Source organism: Pseudomonas sp. GM74 (genome assembly GCF_000282455.1).
GTDB lineage: Bacteria > Pseudomonadota > Gammaproteobacteria > Pseudomonadales > Pseudomonadaceae > Aquipseudomonas.
Genome location: NZ_AKJG01000013.1, coordinates 17,456 through 34,871, shown reverse-complemented (window position 1 = coordinate 34,871; position 17,416 = coordinate 17,456). Strand labels below are relative to the sequence as shown.

17 protein-coding genes are annotated in these 17,416 nt (G+C 59.8%); 9 read left to right on the top strand and 8 right to left on the bottom strand.

Annotation, left to right across the window (positions count from 1 at the left end; translation table 11 throughout):
- The first annotated feature begins 81 nt into the window (after positions 1-81).
- From PMI34_RS23395 to PMI34_RS23410, 4 genes are all read left to right on the top strand, one after another.
- Positions 82-489, top strand: a complete 408-nt coding sequence (locus PMI34_RS23395) for an HPF/RaiA family ribosome-associated protein (protein WP_008046771.1) — start codon at positions 82-84, stop codon at positions 487-489.
- A 252-nt stretch (positions 490-741) separates the two neighbouring features.
- On the top strand, positions 742-1,314 hold the full coding sequence (locus PMI34_RS23400) for an RNA polymerase sigma factor (protein ID WP_008046770.1): 573 nt from the start codon (positions 742-744) through the stop codon (positions 1,312-1,314).
- Entirely contained in the window at positions 1,311-2,300 is a 990-nt protein-coding gene (locus PMI34_RS23405; protein ID WP_008046769.1) for a FecR family protein, read from the top strand. The genes PMI34_RS23400 and PMI34_RS23405 overlap by 4 nt, the downstream gene beginning before the upstream one ends.
- A 257-nt stretch (positions 2,301-2,557) precedes the next feature.
- A complete protein-coding gene (locus PMI34_RS23410) occupies positions 2,558-4,987 on the top strand; it encodes a TonB-dependent siderophore receptor (RefSeq protein ID WP_008046768.1) in 2,430 nt (809 codons plus the stop codon).
- A gap of 158 nt (positions 4,988-5,145) precedes the next feature.
- Here the strand turns inward: PMI34_RS23410 and PMI34_RS23415 are convergent, their stop codons facing one another.
- Entirely contained in the window at positions 5,146-6,021 is an 876-nt protein-coding gene (locus tag PMI34_RS23415) for a helix-turn-helix domain-containing protein (RefSeq protein ID WP_008046767.1), read from the bottom strand.
- A gap of 151 nt (positions 6,022-6,172) precedes the next feature.
- Between PMI34_RS23415 and PMI34_RS23420 the strand changes: the two genes are divergently transcribed.
- The gene (locus PMI34_RS23420) at positions 6,173-7,075 is read left to right on the top strand and encodes a DMT family transporter (protein WP_008046766.1); all 903 of its coding nucleotides are present in this window, start codon (positions 6,173-6,175) and stop codon (positions 7,073-7,075) included.
- Positions 7,076-7,102: 27 nt separating this feature from the next.
- Here PMI34_RS23420 and PMI34_RS23425 read toward each other — a convergent pair whose 3' ends face one another.
- Entirely contained in the window at positions 7,103-7,612 is a 510-nt protein-coding gene (locus tag PMI34_RS23425; protein ID WP_008046765.1) for a DUF2165 domain-containing protein, read from the bottom strand.
- 186 nt (positions 7,613-7,798) lie between these two features.
- Complete coding sequence (locus PMI34_RS23430) at positions 7,799-8,773, bottom strand: 2-hydroxyacid dehydrogenase (RefSeq protein ID WP_008046764.1); 975 nt, start codon at positions 8,771-8,773, stop codon at positions 7,799-7,801.
- 213 nt (positions 8,774-8,986) lie between these two features.
- Here PMI34_RS23430 and PMI34_RS23435 point away from each other — a divergent pair, with 213 nt between their 5' ends.
- On the top strand, positions 8,987-9,244 hold the full coding sequence (locus PMI34_RS23435) for a hypothetical protein (protein ID WP_008046763.1): 258 nt from the start codon (positions 8,987-8,989) through the stop codon (positions 9,242-9,244).
- A 139-nt stretch (positions 9,245-9,383) separates the two neighbouring features.
- On the top strand, positions 9,384-10,523 hold the full coding sequence (locus tag PMI34_RS23440; protein WP_008046762.1) for a transporter substrate-binding domain-containing protein: 1,140 nt from the start codon (positions 9,384-9,386) through the stop codon (positions 10,521-10,523).
- A gap of 53 nt (positions 10,524-10,576) precedes the next feature.
- On the opposite strand, the gene PMI34_RS23445 is transcribed toward PMI34_RS23440, so the two are convergent.
- From PMI34_RS23445 to norR, 5 genes are all read right to left on the bottom strand, one after another.
- On the bottom strand, positions 10,577-11,326 hold the full coding sequence (locus PMI34_RS23445) for a YkgJ family cysteine cluster protein (protein WP_008046761.1): 750 nt from the start codon (positions 11,324-11,326) through the stop codon (positions 10,577-10,579).
- 83 nt (positions 11,327-11,409) lie between these two features.
- On the bottom strand, positions 11,410-11,736 hold the full coding sequence (locus PMI34_RS23450) for a hypothetical protein (RefSeq protein ID WP_008046760.1): 327 nt from the start codon (positions 11,734-11,736) through the stop codon (positions 11,410-11,412).
- Positions 11,737-11,919: 183 nt separating this feature from the next.
- A complete protein-coding gene (locus PMI34_RS23455; RefSeq protein ID WP_008046759.1) occupies positions 11,920-12,378 on the bottom strand; it encodes a GNAT family N-acetyltransferase in 459 nt (152 codons plus the stop codon).
- Positions 12,379-12,405: 27 nt separating this feature from the next.
- A complete protein-coding gene (locus PMI34_RS23460) occupies positions 12,406-13,308 on the bottom strand; it encodes a chemotaxis protein CheV (protein WP_008046758.1) in 903 nt (300 codons plus the stop codon).
- Positions 13,309-13,452: 144 nt separating this feature from the next.
- Positions 13,453-15,003, bottom strand: coding sequence for a nitric oxide reductase transcriptional regulator NorR (gene norR, locus PMI34_RS23465; RefSeq protein WP_008046756.1), 1,551 nt, complete (start codon positions 15,001-15,003; stop codon positions 13,453-13,455).
- Between the two features lie 156 nt (positions 15,004-15,159).
- Here norR and hmpA point away from each other — a divergent pair, with 156 nt between their 5' ends.
- Both hmpA and PMI34_RS23475 read left to right on the top strand, forming a co-directional pair.
- Positions 15,160-16,341 carry an NO-inducible flavohemoprotein gene (hmpA, locus tag PMI34_RS23470; protein WP_008046754.1) on the top strand — a complete coding sequence of 394 codons (1,182 nt, stop codon included), beginning with the start codon at positions 15,160-15,162 and terminating at the stop codon, positions 16,339-16,341.
- A gap of 294 nt (positions 16,342-16,635) precedes the next feature.
- On the top strand, positions 16,636-17,145 hold the full coding sequence (locus PMI34_RS23475; RefSeq protein WP_008046753.1) for a disulfide bond formation protein B: 510 nt from the start codon (positions 16,636-16,638) through the stop codon (positions 17,143-17,145).
- Positions 17,146-17,416: the final 271 nt, after the last annotated feature.

Here is a 17,416-nt window from a genome sequence, read left to right as displayed (position 1 = left end):
GTAACCAAGAGGTCACGGTGATGACGCCCAAGGGCTTAGCTGACCGGCCTCTCGCGAGCTAGCTGAAATAAGGGATGAACTATGCAAATCCAAGTCAATAGCGATAACCATATTCAAGGCAGTAAACGACTGGAGGAGTGGGTACGTACGACCATTGAGAGCACGCTCGAACGCTACGAAGAGGACCTGACACGAGTCGAGGTTCACCTGCGGGACGAGAACGGCGACAAGCCGGGTCCCCACGACATGCGCTGCCAGCTGGAGGCGCGGCCAAAAGGCCATCAACCGGTTTCCGTCACCCATAAAGCCTCCACCATGGAGCAGGCGATCGACGGAGCGGCCACCAAACTTGAACATGCGCTGGAGCATATGTTCGGCAAATTACGCGGAAAACGAGCCAATGTGGTGCCCATCGAGAGTGCCGCCCATGCCGACCATCTGCTGGAAGAAGAGTTTCTTGAGAACGAACAGGCAGCGCTTAACGGCTGATACCTGATTCACTTTTTACCTTCCCATGAAAACGGGCCTGCATTGCAGGCCCGTTTTGTTTTCGGTGGCTTTTGGATTCCATGGCCATTGGCTGGCTCTGGGAGCAGCCAGGTTTGCGGTGCAACCAACGGGTGTAATAGAGGGCTGCCTCCGATCTTTTTGCATATGAGAATATTTATCATTAATATTGCGACCTTGCCGGCCCCCTGATGCTGTCGTGGCCTCCCCGGTTTTCAGATCGAAACATGAACGATGATCACTCTGCCCCCCGACCCCCACGATATCGAGCTCGATCAGCAGCGCGGCGACCGTGCGCATTTTCTCCAGGTGTTTCTCTCCCAGCGCTCGCAAATGGAGGCGTTGGTGAATCGTCGCGTCGGTTGCCGGGCGACGGCGGCTGACCTGGTTCAGGACTTGTTCCTGCGTTTCTGGCGGCGGCCGCTGGTGCAGGTCGAGGAACTCAGCACCTACTTGCTGCGCTGCGCCGGCAACATCGCCATCGACCATTTGCGCAGTGAAGGCACACGAGTCCGGGCTAGCGAAGGCTTGATGGTGGAGCCTGCGGACAGCCATGGCAGCGGACCACAAGCCGCGCTGGAGGCGGGCAACGATTTGCGCCATGTCGAAGCTGCGTTGCGCGCGTTACCGGAGCGCACGCGGCAGATCTTTTTGCTCAATCGCATTCATGGCCGTAAGTACGCCGAGATCGCCAAGGCCATGGGCTTGTCCCAAAGCGCCGTGGAAAAACATATGATGCGCGCCCTCGAAGCCTGCAAGGCGAGCCTTCGGGAGCCCGAAACACGAACGCCAGGGAAAGCACCGTGAACCACCTCGAACGCGTCATTCCGACGCCCGCGCAGGAGCAGGCCGCACTGGCCTGGCTGAGTTTGTTGCATAACCAGCCCAGCAGCGGTGACCAGGCGACATTCAGCCAATGGTTGCAGGCCGACCCCGCCCATGCCGAAGCCTATGCCCAGGCGCAAGTGCTGTGGGAGTTGAGCGAAGGGCCGGCGCGTACGCTCGCCGATGAAGACGCCTTTGCCTTGCGGGGCTATCTCAATGCCATGGAAAAGCCGCGGCGCAACACGGTCGCGCGCTGGTCCGGTGCGTTGGTGATGGCCGCGTGCCTGCTGTTGATGATCAGCCTTGGCACAGGCTGGCAGCCGATGCGCTGGATGGATGACCTGGGGGCGGATTACGTCTCGGCACCTGGGGAAATTCGCACAGTCACCCTGGCCGATCAGTCGCAGGTGACACTGGATGCCGACAGCGCCATCGCCGTGGATTTCAGTCGCGGTGAGCGGCATGTGCAACTGCGTCGCGGCGCCGGTTTTTTCAGTGTCACCCACACCGGCGAGCCGTTTGTGGTGGACGCCGAGGAAGGCCGGGTGCGGGTCCTGGGTACGCAGTTCGAAGTTCGATTGCAGCCCCACGGCGCGCAGGTCACGGTGTTGTCGGGGCGGGTTGGCGTGTCGGCGGACAAGAACGCCGAACAGCAAATTCTTACCGCCGACCAGCAAGTGGCCTACGGCGAAGGCACAGCGCAAACACTCCACGCGGTGGACAGCGAAGCGCAGTTGGCCTGGCGTCAGGGCTGGCTCAATTACTACAAGGCGACGTTGGCCGACGTGGTACAGGATTTGGCGCGCTATTACCCCGGGCGGATCGTGTTGCTCGACGATGAACTGGCGGCACGCCGGGTCAGTGGCAGCTTCCCGAGCAAGAACCCGCAGGCGGTGTTGAATTCTTTGCAGGGGGTGATGGGGTTTGAGCAGCATCAGGTGTTGGGGCATCTGATTATCTTGCGTTGAAGCTGGTGGCCCCTTCGCGGGCAAGCCCGCTCCCACAGGGTAAGTGGGTTTACGCCGATTTCGCGTCCGACACAGATCAACTATGGGAGCGGCGGTGCGGCGATCCGACTTGCCCGCGAAGGGGCCAGTTCAAACACTGCATCACCCGGAATAAAAATATTTTCAAATTGTGATGAGGTAAACCTCAGCGTCATTCGTGTAGTGACTGAAACTGCGAGTCATTCGCATCCGTAGCGGTTCTACACAGGTCGTGAGTAATGAAGTCCAGGGCAAAATCGGGTTCGGTCAAACAATGGTTGGGTGTGTCTGCGTTGAGCTTTTCGGCAATGGCATTGTTGCCGCTGAGCGTGGCGCTGGCCGCAGAGGCGGGCAGCAGTCAGTCGCGTGGGCAATTCAATTTCGCGTTGGCCGCCAAACCGCTGCCCCAGGCCCTGAGTGATTTCAGCCGGGTGACCGGTAACAGCGTCGTCTACACCGATGAAGCGCCTTATGGTCTGAATGCGCCGGCCATCAACGGCCAGATGAGCGCCGAACAGGCCCTGCAACGCTTGCTTACCGGTTCGGGCTTGACCTTCCGCCGCACCGACGGCCACACCTTCGCTCTGGAACCTCGGCCAACTGAAGGTGCATTGAATCTCGGCGCGACCACCATCACCTCGTCGATGGATGACTCCATGAGCTACCAGCCGCCACCCACCACTTCGGTGATGCGCTCCTCGGCCCCTGTTCAGGAAATCCCGCAGACGATCAACGTCGTCCCGGCCCAGGTCATCCGCGACCAGGCGCCGCGCAATCTCGATGACGCCCTGGCCAATGTCAGCGGCATCACCCAGGCCAACACTCTGGGCAGCACCCAGGACTCGGTGATGGTCCGCGGCTTCGGCGACAACCGTAACGGCTCGATCATGCGCGACGGCATGCCGATCGTGCAGGGCCGTGGCCTCAACGCCAGCGTGGACCGGGTCGAAGTGCTCAAGGGCCCGGCCTCGTTGCTTTATGGCATCCAGGATCCGGGCGGTGTGGTCAACATGGTCAGCAAGAAGCCCGAGCTTGAGCAGTACAACGCACTGAACGCGCGCGGTTCGAGTTATGGCGACGGCAAGAACGGCAGCGGCGGCGGTCTCGACAGCACCGGTGCCCTAGGCGATTCCGGGCTGGCCTACCGCATGGTGCTGGACTACGAAGACGAAGATTACTGGCGCAACTTCGGAGTGCATCGCGAAAGCCTGATCGCGCCGTCGCTGGCCTGGTACGGCGAAAGCACCAGCCTGCTGTTTTCCTATGAACACCGCGAATTTCTCACACCGTTCGACCGCGGCACGCTGATCGATCCACGCACCAACCACCCGCTGGACATCTCGCGCAACGAGCGTCTCGACGAACCGTTCAACAACATGGAAGGGCGCTCGGACCTCTATCATTTCGAGGCCGATCACGAACTCAACGACAACTGGAAAGCCCATTTCGGCTATAGCTGGAACCGCGAAACCTACGATGCCAGCCAGGTGCGCGTGACCGCCATCGACACCAAAAAGGGCACCCTGACCCGCAGCATGGACGGCACCCGGAATGCGATCAGCACCGACCGTTTCACCACCGCCAGCCTTGAAGGCAACGTGAACGTACTCGGCATGCAGCACGACCTGCTGTTCGGCGTTGATGACGAGTACCGCAAGATCTACCGCGAAGACCTGATTCGCCAGAAAAGCCTGACCACATTCAGTTACGTCAATCCGGTCTATGGTCGGGAGGTGCCGGGTACCACCGTCAGTGCGGCCGACAGCGCGCAGACCGATGAACTGCGCAGCGACTCGGTGTTCCTGCAGGACTCCATCCACCTCAACGAGCAGTGGATTCTGGTGGCCGGCGCGCGTTTCCAGGCATACGACCAATACGCCGGCAAAGGCGTGCCGTTCCACGCCAACACTGACAGCAACGGGCAGAAATGGGTGCCGCGCGCGGGCCTTGTGTACAAGTACACCGATGCCTTGTCGTTCTACGGCAGTTACACCGAGTCGTTCAAACCCAACTCCACCATCGCGCCACTGAGCGGCAGCAGTACCGTGCTTGACGGCGGTATGGCCCCGGAAGAAGCCAAGTCCTGGGAACTGGGTGCCAAGCTTGATCTGCCGGGCCGCGTCACCGGCAACATTGCGCTGTTCGACATCAAGAAACGCAATGTGCTGGTGGCCAACGCCGAAGGCCCGACCACGATTTACAGTGCCGCCGGCGAAGTGCGTTCCCGTGGCCTGGAAGTGGACCTGAGCGGTCAGCTTACCGATCGCTGGAGCATGATCGGCAGTTATGCCTACACCGATGCCGAAGTCACCGAAGACCCGGACTACAAAGGCAATCAACTGCAAAACGTGGCGAAGAACAGCGGCTCGCTCTCGGCCGTCTATGACTTCGGCAGCATCATTGGCGGTGATCAGCTGCGGGTCGGCGCCGGGGCGCGTTATGTGGGTGAGCGTGCGGGCAACGCGGTGAACGATTTCGACCTGCCGAGCTACACCGTGGCCGACGCGTTCGCCACTTACGACACCAGGGTCGAAGGGCAGAAGGTCAAATTTCAGCTCAACGTGAAGAACCTGTTCGACCGCACTTATTACACCTCGGCGGCGAGCCGCTTCTTTGTTTCGATGGGGGATTCGCGGCAGGTGACGTTGTCGAGCACTTTGGAGTTCTGACGATAGACCGCGTCATCGTTCATCGTCGGAACGCCGCCCGGAGCAAGCTCGCTCACACAGGGGAAAAGGGTGATCACAAAACAGCTGAGCACCACCAAACCTTGTGGGAGCGGGCTTGCCCGCGAAGGCGCTCATACAGGCCACGAAAAATCTCGGGACTAGCGCAAAAACGCCTGTCGATATTCACCGGGCGTTCCACCCAGCGCCTGGCGGAACCGATTGGTGAAGTGGCTGGCACTGGAAAAGCCGCAAGCCAGTGCAATTTCCCCCAATGGCTGCAACGTCGTGCGCAGCAACTCCCGCGCCCGGTTCAGGCGCCGCGCCAGCACGTACTGGTGGGGTGGCAAGCCGAAGCTTTCGCGGAACATCCGCGCGAAGTGGTATTCCGACAACGCGCACAGCGCCGCCAACTGACCGAGGCTGATGGCCTCGTCCAGATGGCCGTCGATGAACTCCACCAGATGCCGACGCTGATGCGCGGCCAATCCACCTTTAAGGCGCAGGCCTTGCCGGGTGTTGACCTGGCTGAGCAGAGCATGGCTGAGCAATTCGTGAGCCAGGCTGCTGGTGAGCAGTCGCTCGCCCGGCTCGTCCCAGTTCAAGCTGATCAACTGCCGAAAGCGCAGCGCCTGCTGCGGGTCATCGAGAAAGGTCTGCTCGCGCAGTTGCATTTCCCGTGGTTCGCGATCGAGCAGGGTGACGCAGCCGAGGGCAAATTGTTCGGGGCTGAAATACAGGTGTGCCAGGCGGATGTCGCCATTGATCACCCAGCCTGACTGGTGATCGGCCGGGAGGATGCACAGTTTGTCCGGGCCGCCCTTGTTGCCGGGCCGGTCGCGGCGAAAGGTGCCGGTGCCGCCGGCGATGTAACAGGACAACGTGTGGTGGCTGGGCGCTTCGTACTCCTGGGCGTCGTGGTGATTGCTCCACAAGGCTGCAGACAAGCCGTCACCGAGCTCGGCGCTGTGCTCCAGACGAGCATTGGGAGAGCGGTTGAGGGCTTGAAAAACTTGTAGGGTATCCAGTGCAGCCATGATCGTTGCTCTCTAACACCTGCATCCAACGCCTTGCATCCTACTCTGTAGACGCGCGCCTGCCAGCGTGTCGCCGGACAAAAGCGCAAGTTTATGCAAGTGCGCCTGGGCGTAGCGCCGGACACTGGGCTCCTATCGAGGAGCCTTAGTCATGAACCTTTCTTTGTACCTGCTGACCGTGCTGATCTGGGGTACCACCTGGATTGCCTTGAAATGGCAACTGGGCGTGGTGGCCATTCCCGTGTCGATCGTCTATCGCTTCGGCCTCGCCGCGCTGGTGCTGTTCGTGATCCTGCTGCTCAGCCGACGCTTGCAAGTGATGAACCGTCGCGGGCACCTGATCTGTCTGGCTCAGGGCCTGTGCCTGTTCTGCATCAACTTCATGTGCTTCCTCACCGCGAGCCAGTGGATCCCCAGCGGTCTGGTGGCCGTGGTGTTTTCCACCGCCACCCTGTGGAATGCCCTCAACGCGCGGGTGTTCTTCGGTCAGAAAATCGCCCGCAATGTGCTGATGGGCGGTGTGCTGGGCCTGCTTGGGCTGGGACTGCTGTTCTGGCCGGAGCTGGCCGGGCATGCCGCCAGCCCGGAAACCTTGCTCGGTCTCGGTCTGGCCCTGTGCGGCACCTTGTGTTTCTCGGCGGGCAACATGCTTTCAAGCCTGCAACAGAAGGCCGGTCTCAAGCCGCTGACCACCAATGCCTGGGGCATGGCCTACGGGGCGGCGATGCTCACGGTGTGGTGCCTGGTCAAAGGCATTCCCTTCGACATGGAAATGAGCGCACGTTACATCGGGTCACTGTTGTACCTGGTGATTCCGGGATCGGTGATCGGTTTCACTGCCTACCTGACCCTGGTCGGCCGCATGGGGCCTGAGCGTGCTGCGTACTGCACGGTGCTGTTTCCGGTGGTGGCACTCAACGTGTCAGCGTTCGTCGAGGGTTATCAGTGGACGATGCCGGCGCTGTTGGGGCTGGTATTGGTGATGTCGGGTAACGTACTGGTGTTTCGCAACCCCAAACCACGCTTGGTACAGGGGAGTGGCAAGCTCGCTTGAGATGACTTTCATCGAGCGCTGAAGTCCTCAGTCCTCGACTCTGATCGCAATATAAATCAGCAGCGGAAGTATGAAGTCGACAATGTGCCGGGTCCAGTCTTTGTAACTCCAAGCGTGTGATTGGTCCATGTTGAACCATTCCACGCCGATAACCTGGAAGCCGACATAGTAAAGCAAGAGTGCAATGAGTAATCCAATGATCGCGGGCTTTTTGGCCTCGTGAAACTCTTCAGCGCTGCCGTTCATGTTTTTATAAAGATAACAGGTTCCGATCATGAAAAAGATCGTGTAGATAACCTCGAGTGTAATGATGAGCCAGTAGATACGGTGGTGGAGCATGTGCGAGGTAACGGCCCTGTAGCTGTATCTCCCGTCGTCACCTGTGCTCTCCATGCTCAGGATGTTGCTGATGCTTTCGTAGTTGCTTGCGTAGTCTGTAAAGTTGCTGTACATCACCAGCAATCCAAAAAAGCTAATGAATAACATCAGTGTGGCTTTGCTGAAACGTATGATTTTACTTGTCGTAAGTTGGTTCAAGGTGGTGATCTCCTTTAATGTTTTCGTTGTTCCTGGAAAAGTAAGGAGAGTCTAGCGGGTTGTTTTGTTGTTTGTTTATTGACTGAATTGCAGGGTGTGTATTCAGGCAGTTTTATGACAGGTTGAGAGTGATATTGTTTTATTCTTTGCATAAAAGGGCAGGCGCAAATAACGCCTGCCCTTTTTTCAACCCTTCCAGACTTGCGGGTTGACCAGATCCTGCGGGCGCTCGCCCAACAGGGCGCTGCGCAAGTTGGCCAAGGCACGGTTGGCCATGGCATCGCGGGTCTCATGGGTGGCCGAGCCGATGTGCGGCAAGGTCACGGCATTGTTCAGCTGGAACAGTGGCGACTCGGCCAGCGGTTCCTTTTCGTATACGTCCAGCCCGGCACCACGGATGCGGTTGTTTTGCAGCGCTTCGATCAGCGCCGGCTCATCCACCACTGGACCTCGGGAAATATTCACCAGGATCGCGCTTGGCTTCATCAGCGCCAGTTCACGATGGCTGATCAAATGTCTGGTTTTCTCGCTGAGCGGCACGACCAGGCAGACGAAATCAGCTTCGGCCAGCAATTGATCGAGGCTGCGGTACTGTGCGCCGAGTTCCTGTTCCAGCGCGGTCTTGCGGCTGTTGCCGCTGTAGATGACCGGCATGTTGAACCCCAGGCGACCGCGTCGGGCGATGGCCGCACCGATATTGCCCATGCCGACGATACCCAGGGTCTTGCCATGCACATCGCAACCGAACAGTTGCGCACCGACAGTGGCCTGCCATTGCCCGGCCTTGGTCCAGGCATCCAGTTCGGCGACGCGACGGGCGCTGCTCATCAACAGGGCAAACGCCAGGTCGGCGGTGCTTTCGGTGAGCACATCCGGCGTGTTGGTCAGCATGATCCCGCGTTCGTTGAAGTAGGCCAGGTCATAGTTGTCGTAGCCCACCGAGACGCTGGACACCACTTCCAGCCTGGCAGCGTTTTCCAGTTGGGCGCGGCCAAGTTTGCGACCGACGCCGATCAGGCCGTGGGCGTGGGGCAGGGCTTCGTTGAATTGGGCGTTGATGTCGCCGTTTTTCGGATTCGGCACGATGACATCGAAATCCTGTTGCAGGCGTTCGACCATTACCGGGGTGACGCGGCTGAAAGCCAGGACAGTCTTTTTCATGAGAGGCGGGCTCGTCGGGCGGTGAAGAATGCTTAGCAAGCTACAAGTTTCAGGCGGCTAGCTGCAAGTTTAAAAGTCGCCCCCATCGTTTTTAACTTGAAGCTAGTCGCTTGAAGCTTGCAGGCGCCGTTCCGCTATACTGCCGCACTTCTTATACTGTGGCATGCGGCTCGCTCACCGGGCCCGACACTTCATGCATCACCCGGAGCTTTCATGACTTCCCCGAAACAACCGCCGGTCGCCGACGCCATGCGCGACGAGCCGGCCACACTGCCAGACAGTCTCGAGTCCAGTGCCGAAGGCGAAACAAAAGCCGAGATTCCGGCCTTCAAGTTCCCGTTCAAGCCGGGCGAACTGGCGGCCGCCAAAGGCTCGAGCCAGCCGTGGTACAAGAACGGCGCCAAGAACGGCCACACCAAAACCCCGGGCATGGCACCGCCGGGGACTCGTCGTTCGATGGGCAAGCGCTGACCCTGCGAGATTGCTGGCGGTTTTTTTCTCTCATTCATCAAGATATTTCCCACAAGAATTGGCGATTACGCTGCTGGGAAATGCAATGGCCATTCGTTGAGCATTCCAGGTTCATGAATTCCTGATGAAGGCCGTCAACATGTCTCAGGTGAAATCTTTTTCGTTATTGTCGCTACTGGTCATGACCGCTGGTTGCGTGTCGTCCGCACCAGAGCCACAGATTCGTTTCGGTATCGAAGCCATTGTTCCACCGTTTGAAAACCGTGACGACAAGGGTGAGTTGGTGGGATTGAACATTGAGTTGGGTCATGCGCTCTGCGCCGAACTCAACACCCGCTGTGTCTGGATAGATCAGGATTACGCCTCCAATATTCAAGCCCTTGAAGCTGGCCGCTTTGATGTGATCCTGCCGATGACCGCCACATCGGCGCGTAAAGAGCGGGTTGATTTCACCAACGATCTCTACCCCCTGAGCAGCCGCCTTGTGGCGCGCAAAGGGGCGAATCTGCAAGCGGATGCGCAATCGCTCAAGGGGAAAACAGTCGGCGTCCTCGCGGGTACCAGCCGCGAAGCGTTCGCCAAGGCCCGTTGGGCTCCGGCCGGGGTAACGGTACGCAGTTTCGATTTCAACCAACAATTGATCGAGAGCCTGCTTGCGGGGGGGGTCGATGCCACCCTGCAAGACTCCATCGAAATCACTTACGCATTACTCAGCCAGCCCCAAGGCCAGGCGTTCGATTTTTCCGGTCCGGCCCTCGAGGACCCCATGCTGGGCAGCGGCGTGGCCATGGCCTTGCGCAAAACCGATACTCAATTGCGCGACAACCTGAATCTGGCCCTTGAGCGGCTGAAGCAAGATGGCCGGTATCAGGCGATTACCCAGCGGTACTTGCCAGCAGCCCCCGATTTTCCTCGGTACTTCCCAGGTGGAGAAGGCCTGCCGTTTGCCGATGCGGTACAGGTCGGCGAGATGATCCATCTGTCAGGTGTGATTGGCGTCAGCGCCGGTGACGAACTCGTCAAGGGTGGCTTCGGCCCGCAGATGGTCCAAACCATGGAGAATCTGAGCAGCGCCCTGCAACGCACTGGTTCGTCTTTGGAGAACGTTGCCAAATGCACGGTCATTCTTGCGGATATGAAGGACTTTGGTGCGATGAACGAAATCTACAAGCGTTACTTCCCGACAGATCGATTGCCTGCCCGGACAACGTTCGCTGCGAAAAAACTGGTAATGAATGCGCGGGTGGAAGTCGAATGCATGGCGGTTGCTACCCGCTGACATAACGCTGGAATCGCTCTGGCGCAGATCGAGTTTGCGTCAGAGTCAGGCGTTCAGGCCGTGCGCAATGAAATAAACGCATAGTTCGCCGGCGCATCCGTCGCCACTTGAGCGCCGGCCGCAAGTACCTGTCCGGCGACATCCTCAGTCGAGACATGGAACAGCCATTCGCTGCTCCATTGCGGCAAGGCCTGTCCGGTCAATTCATCGACGATCGTGGCGAACTCGTTCATGTCCGGCAGATAAGCGGTGAATCCATCGCCCTTCAGCGCGGTTGTCCGAATCCCCAGCAACGCGCAAATCGCATCCTTCATCTGAATGTCATTGCGATCGGCCTGACGGGAGCGCTGGATCAATTCCGATAGCTCCCGGTCTACCAGTTCACCGCCTACAATCAGGTCCGGTCCTTTTTCCCACGACTCGGGCGGACATTCCTTCACGGCGATGTTCAGAGGTATGTGCGGATTGATTTCCATCGGATAGATACGGCACACCAGCGGCCGGCGTTCGTAGATGCGACAGAGGTTGTCTTCGTCAAGATTCCGGCAGGGGCCGACATTGTAGGCGGCGAAGGTGATGGCCACGTACGCTTCGGATTCACCGCTGCGCACCTCCGCCGAGCGCCGTTCGGCGTGTTCCCGTTGGTGCATCGGCAGACCCAGGCCATTGCCCAGAAAGGCTTCCACCAGCACGATCACCTGACCGCCGTCGGCTGTCCACATCCGGGCTTCGCTCAAGGTCAGGGGCACATGGTGGTCGTTGCAGCATTTGCCGCAGCCTACACAGGAAAACGTCGTATTCATTGAGCGTTCATTCGCATCACAGGGCATGAAACGGCGACAGAATGCCGCCGCAAAGGCCGTTATCGAAGCAAGTTATGCGCCATTCAGTTTGTCTTGCCGGTCGGGTGGATGGAGTCCCATTCGGTGACATACGCGGTTTTGCTCTTTTTGTTGTACAGGCACAACTCGGTGCCTTGTGCGCCTTTCATGTGCTTTTGCGGGTACTGGCCCTGGAGCAGGAGCGCGGTGTAGCCGACCCGGTCATCGAACTGCGCGGCGTTGCCGACCGGTTTGCTGTCCTTCAAACCGCTGGCTTTGGTGCAGCTGGTGAGTACGGCTTTGTCGTAGGTGGCCCAGGCGTCAGGGCTGGAGGCGTGGGCGTGGGAGGTGAGGGCTGTGAAGCAAAATAGAATCAGGGGCGCAGCTTTCATGGTTCAGGCTTCCTTGGGCTGAGTGGCCAGAGCAGGAGTATGCCTGAAAGATTGATGGAGACTTTGCCGGCCTCTTCGCGAGCAAGCTCGCTCCCACCGTGGTCGAGTGTGGCCACAGATTGTGTGTTCGGCGGGTAACCTGTGGGAGCTTGCTCCGGGCGGCGTTCCGACGATGGCGGCATGTCAGAGTGGAACCGGCTCCCGGCGAACCGCTCGCATCCCGACACTTTCATACAAGCGCCGGGCCCGAAGGTTGTCTTCACGCACCTTCAGGTCAACGAAACCTTCACGCCGCTGCTGGAACACCTTGAACGCCTGCAACAACAGGGCACGTCCCAACCCCCGGCCCTGAAACCGCGGATGCACCACCAGGTTCTTGATATAGGCACTCGTCCAGCACTGGCAAACGCCCACCACTTCTCCGGCATCCAGGACAATGAAGCACAGGGCCTGGTCATATTCCGGGTCGGTTTCGAACTGCCGTTGCCACATCTCCAGCGCGGCTACGCGACCGCCGCCCTCAAGATAACCGAACTCCATCAATCGGTGCACGGCGGCGCCCAGTTCCGGGCGGTACTCGCTCAATTGCAGGCCGGCTGGCCAATCGGGCGACGGCACGACGACAGAGAGGTCGCGCCGCATCAGCCAGCAAAATTCTTCGTTCAACGCTCAATAACCCTGTTCGGCGACAGCCTTGGCCGCAGTGATCAGGCACTGGGTCAATTCCGGCGAAGAAAATTTGGTCAGCACCGCGTTCGCCCCGGCCAGTCGTGCTTTCTCGGCGTTCATCGCACTGTCCAGCGAGGTGTGCAGCAGTACATAAAGATGTGCGAAATCCGGGGTTTCCCGCAGGGTGCGGGTGAAGGCGTAGCCGTCCATCTCCGACATTTCGATGTCGGAGACGATCAGGTTGATCTGCTGCGCGGTGCCTTGCAGGTCCAGCAGGCAGTCGATGGCTTCCTTGGCGCTGCGGGCCGTATGGCATTGCAGGCCAAGGTTACGCAGGGTGTGCACCGATTGCTGCAAGGCGACCTGGCTGTCGTCGACCACCAGGATGCGCGCGTTGCCGAGCAGCTCGGCGTCTTCCATGCTCAGTTCGGTCGGCGCCATTTCGATTTGTGCCGGGGCAATGCCGTGGATGACTTTTTCGATGTCCAGCACTTGCACCAGGGTGCCATCGACCGACGTCACGCCGGTGATGTAGGCACGCAATCCACCGGAGCCGAAGGGCGGCGGGCGGATGTCAGTGGTCAGACAATGGACGATCTTGCTCACGGCCTGCACGTGCAGGCCCTGCTTGGAGCGGCTGACGTCGGTGACGATCAGGCAGCCACCGTTGGGGTCTTCCAGCGGACGCTCACCAATGGCACGGCTGAGGTCGATCACCGACAGCGAGGCTCCGCGCAGGGTGGCGATGCCTTTGACGTGAGGGTGCGACTCCGGCAGTTTGGTCAACGGCGGGCAGGGAATGATTTCGCTGACCTTGAGCAGGTTGATCGCCATCAGCTTGCCGCTGCGCAAGGTAAACAGCAGAAGCGAAAGTGAGTCTGCGCGGGCTTTGGTGGAGGACATAAGAACCTTCTCAGGAAAAAGGTGACGGGCAATCCCGGGATCGCCGATGACTTCGATGCCGGGTTATCGACTTGTCGGGGGCAGGCTTTAGCATTTGCATTGAATGTCAGGCCATCTTCGTCGGAACGCCGCCCGGATGGGCCTTCACTTCATGCCGAGCCTTTTGGCCATCCGCCCCAGGTTCGCCCGATCCAGGCCTAGCTCACGGGCCGCGCTTGCCCAGTTGTTGTTGTGCCGCTCCAGGCAGGCACCGATCAATTGGCGCTGATAACGCTCGGTGGCCTCGCGCAAATCGCCGGTCACCGCTTGCGTGATGGTAGCGACGGGTTGCTCGGCGGCGGCTTCAACGCTGGCATTGGGCAAGTCCAGGTCGGCTGCGCTCAGGCTTAGAATCCTCGGCCGTTCCTTGCAATTGCCCAGGGCTTTCAAGGCGCTGCGGCCGATCAGGTGTTCAAGCTCACGCACATTGCCGGGCCAGTCGTAGGCCAATAGCGCGGCTTGGGCGTCGCTGTTCAGGCGCAGGCTGTTGAGGCCCATGCGCGAGCGATTCTGCTCCAGGAAGTAACCGCTGAGCAGCAGCACATCGCGCCCGCGATCGCGCAGGGCCGGTACCAGCAGCGGATAAACGCTGAGGCGATGGTAGAAGTCGGCGCGGTAACGGCCGCTGCGCACTTCTTCGGCGAGGTCGCGGTTGGTCGCCGCGATCAGGCGCACGTCGACCTGATGCTCCTGATCCGAACCCAGTCGCTGCAACTGACCGCTCTGCAGCACCCGCAGCAATTTGGCCTGCACGGTCAGCGACAACTCACCGACTTCATCGAGAAACAGCGTGCCGCCATTGGCCAGTTCGAACTTGCCACGGCGGTCGTTCATCGCCCCGGTAAATGCGCCACGAACATGGCCGAACAACTCGCTCTCCACCAAGGTGTCGGGCAGCGCGGCGCAGTTGAGGCTGATGATCGGCTTGTCGGCGCGGGGCGAGGCGGCATGGATGGCCTGGGCCACCAACTCCTTGCCGACTCCGGTTTCGCCGGTGATCAACACGGTCAGGTCGCTGCCGCCCACCAGGCTGATTTCTTCGACCAGACGCTTGTGGGCCTTGCTCTGGCCAATCATCTCGCGATTCTGCTGGCCGCTGGCCTGGCGGTAGACCTCGGCGCGTTGATGTTCATCTTCGACCCGGTTGTTCAACCGCTCGATGCGCTCGGCGGCGTTGACCGTGGCCGCCGCGAGGCTGGCGAAGGCCTGCAGGGCGTCCAGTTCGATCGGTTCGAAGCGCTCCGGGTCGAGGGCATCGAGGGTCAGCAGACCCCAGGGGCGCTCGTCGATGAACAATGGGCAACCCATGCAGTCGTGAACTTCCAGATGATCATCCAGGCCATCGACCAGGCCGTCATAAGGGTCGGGCAAGTCGCTGTCGGCAGCGAAACGGGTCGGGCCGGGGCCGCTGAGCAGCGCTTCGAAACGCGGGTGCTCGTTGACCTTGAAACGCCGACCGAGGGTGTCGGTACTCAAGCCGTCAACGGCCAGCGGCACCAGCCATTCACCATCGAGGCGCAGCAGGGCGGCGGCATCGCACGGCAGCAGGGCGCGCATGGCCTCCAGCAGGCGTCGATAACGCTCGCCCTCGGGCAGTTCGCGGGACAGGTCGGAGACCAGGGGCAGCAGGGCGGTGAGCAGCGGTTTTGCAGTCATAGTGACTCCGTGTAGTCGGTATGACTATAAAGCAGGCAGTGTCGAAATGACTATTGAGTTATTAACTTATTGATTTTTAAGAACTAAATAGTTGGCACGAAAACTGATAAGCATAGGGAAGTCCGTTAGCAACCCAAGAAGACCAGGAGTCACCTTATGCTGAGCGCTCAAGACCGTGCCATCATCAAATCCACCGTGCCGCTGCTCGAAAGCGGTGGTGAGGCGCTGATCACGCACTTCTACCGCATGATGCTCTCCGAATACCCGCAAGTCCGCCCGCTGTTCAACCAGGCCCACCAGGCCAGCGGTGATCAGCCGCGTGCTCTGGCTAACGGCGTATTGATGTATGCGCGGCATATCGACCAGCTCGACCAGTTGGGCGACCTGGTGGCCAAAATCATCAACAAGCACGTGGCCCTGCAGATCCTGCCAGAACACTATCCGATTGTCGGCAGCTGCCTGCTGCGGGCCATCGCCGAAGTATTGGGCGAAGAGATCGCCACCCCGCAAGTGATCGCGGCCTGGGGCGCAGCCTACGGCCAACTGGCGGACATCCTGATCGGCGCCGAAGCCAGCGTTTACGACCAAAAAGAACAGGCCCACGGCGGCTGGCGCGGGGCGCGGGAATTCATCGTGGCCGGCAAGGTCGAGGAGAGCGCAGAGATCACCTCGTTCTACTTTGAACCTGCGGACAAAGGTCCGATCCTGGTGGCAGAGCCCGGCCAGTACATCGGCATGAAACTGATCCTCGACGGGGAAGAGATCCGTCGTAACTACTCGCTGTCGGCGCTGGCGAACAATGGCCAGTACCGCATCAGTGTAAAACGCGAGGACGGTGGCCGTGCTTCCAACTTCCTGCACGACCAGTTGCATGTTGGCGCCAGCATCCAGCTGTTCCCGCCATCGGGCGAGTTCATCCTGACCGCCAGCGACAAACCATTGGTGCTGATCAGCGGTGGTGTCGGCATCACCCCGACCCTGGCAATGCTCGAAGCGGCGCTGGAAACCCGGCGGCCGGTGCATTTCATCCACTGCGCGCGCAACGGCAGCGTCCATGCTTTCCGCGACTGGATCGATGGCCTGGCCGAACGTCACCCGCAACTCAAGCGCTTCTATTGCTACTCCGAGGACGACGGCGTGAGTCCGGCGGCGCACAAGGTCGGTTTGTTGAGCCAGCAGCAGTTGGATGCATGGCTGCCGGAGCAGCGTGACCTGGATGCTTACTTCCTGGGGCCGAAAGGTTTCATGGCGTCCATCAAGCGCCATCTCAAGGCGCTGGGTGTGCCGGAGAAGCAAAGCCGCTATGAGTTCTTCGGGCCGGCAGCGGCGCTGGAGTAAGGGGTTGGCGTGGTGGGCCAGCAGGCTCACCGCGTCGCCTTCATCGCGGGCAAGCCACGCTCCCACAGTGATTTGTGTCGATCCAGATTGATGTGAACGACACAAAACCTGTGGGAGCGTGGCTTGCCCGCGATGGCTTCACCTCGGTCCTGAACTGAAAAAAGCCAGAAAGTTAATCCCTTCTTAACCGCCTTGTCGTCTATTCCCCCGAATCCCCCTCACATGCTCCAGACTCTCAAAGGTCCGGGCCAGCGTGTAGACTGGCGGGCAATCGATATTTTGAAGGGAAACGCGATGAGCGATGAATCCATGCGGTTGGGGCGTGAACGGCGCTACCTGGTGTTGTTGGGCATCATTTGCCTGGCGCTGATCGGCGGTGCGCTGTACATGCAAATTGTTCTGGGCGAGGCCCCTTGCCCGCTGTGCATCCTGCAACGTTACGCGTTGCTGCTGATCGCGATCTTTGCCTTCATCGGCGCGGCCATGCGCGGCCGTCGCAGCATCACGGTGTTTGAAACCCTGGTGGTGATCTGTGCAGTGGCAGGCGCAGGCGTTGCCGGGCATCACGTCTATACGCAATTCTATCCAGCGGTCAGCTGCGGCATCGATGTGCTGCAACCGATTGTCGATGACTTGCCACTGGCGAAAATCTTCCCGCTGGGTTTCCAGGTCGACGGTTTCTGTTCCACGCCATACCCGCCGATCCTCGGTCTGTCGCTGGCGCAGTGGGCACTGGTCGCCTTCGTGCTGATCGTGGTGCTGGTGCCGTTGCTCACCTCGCGTAACCGCAAAACACTGCGCTGAGGTCATCTGCCGCCGCGCATTGTCGGACAAAAAAGCCCCGGTCCTCGAAGAGAGGGTCGGGGCTTTTTTTGTCTTGCGCGGCACATTTCAGAGGCTGGGTAAAAAGACCGTGACGGGCGGCAATCAAGGGTGCGACACGTGTGCGACATGTTGTCACAGAGCGAGTGCCGCAGGGCGTTCGAGAAGGCCGGATTAGTGCATGGAAACGTAACGAAATCGGGCTGTTTTGCAGGCTTTCGTTTTTCTCTGTTGTGAGCGCGAACAGGCAGTT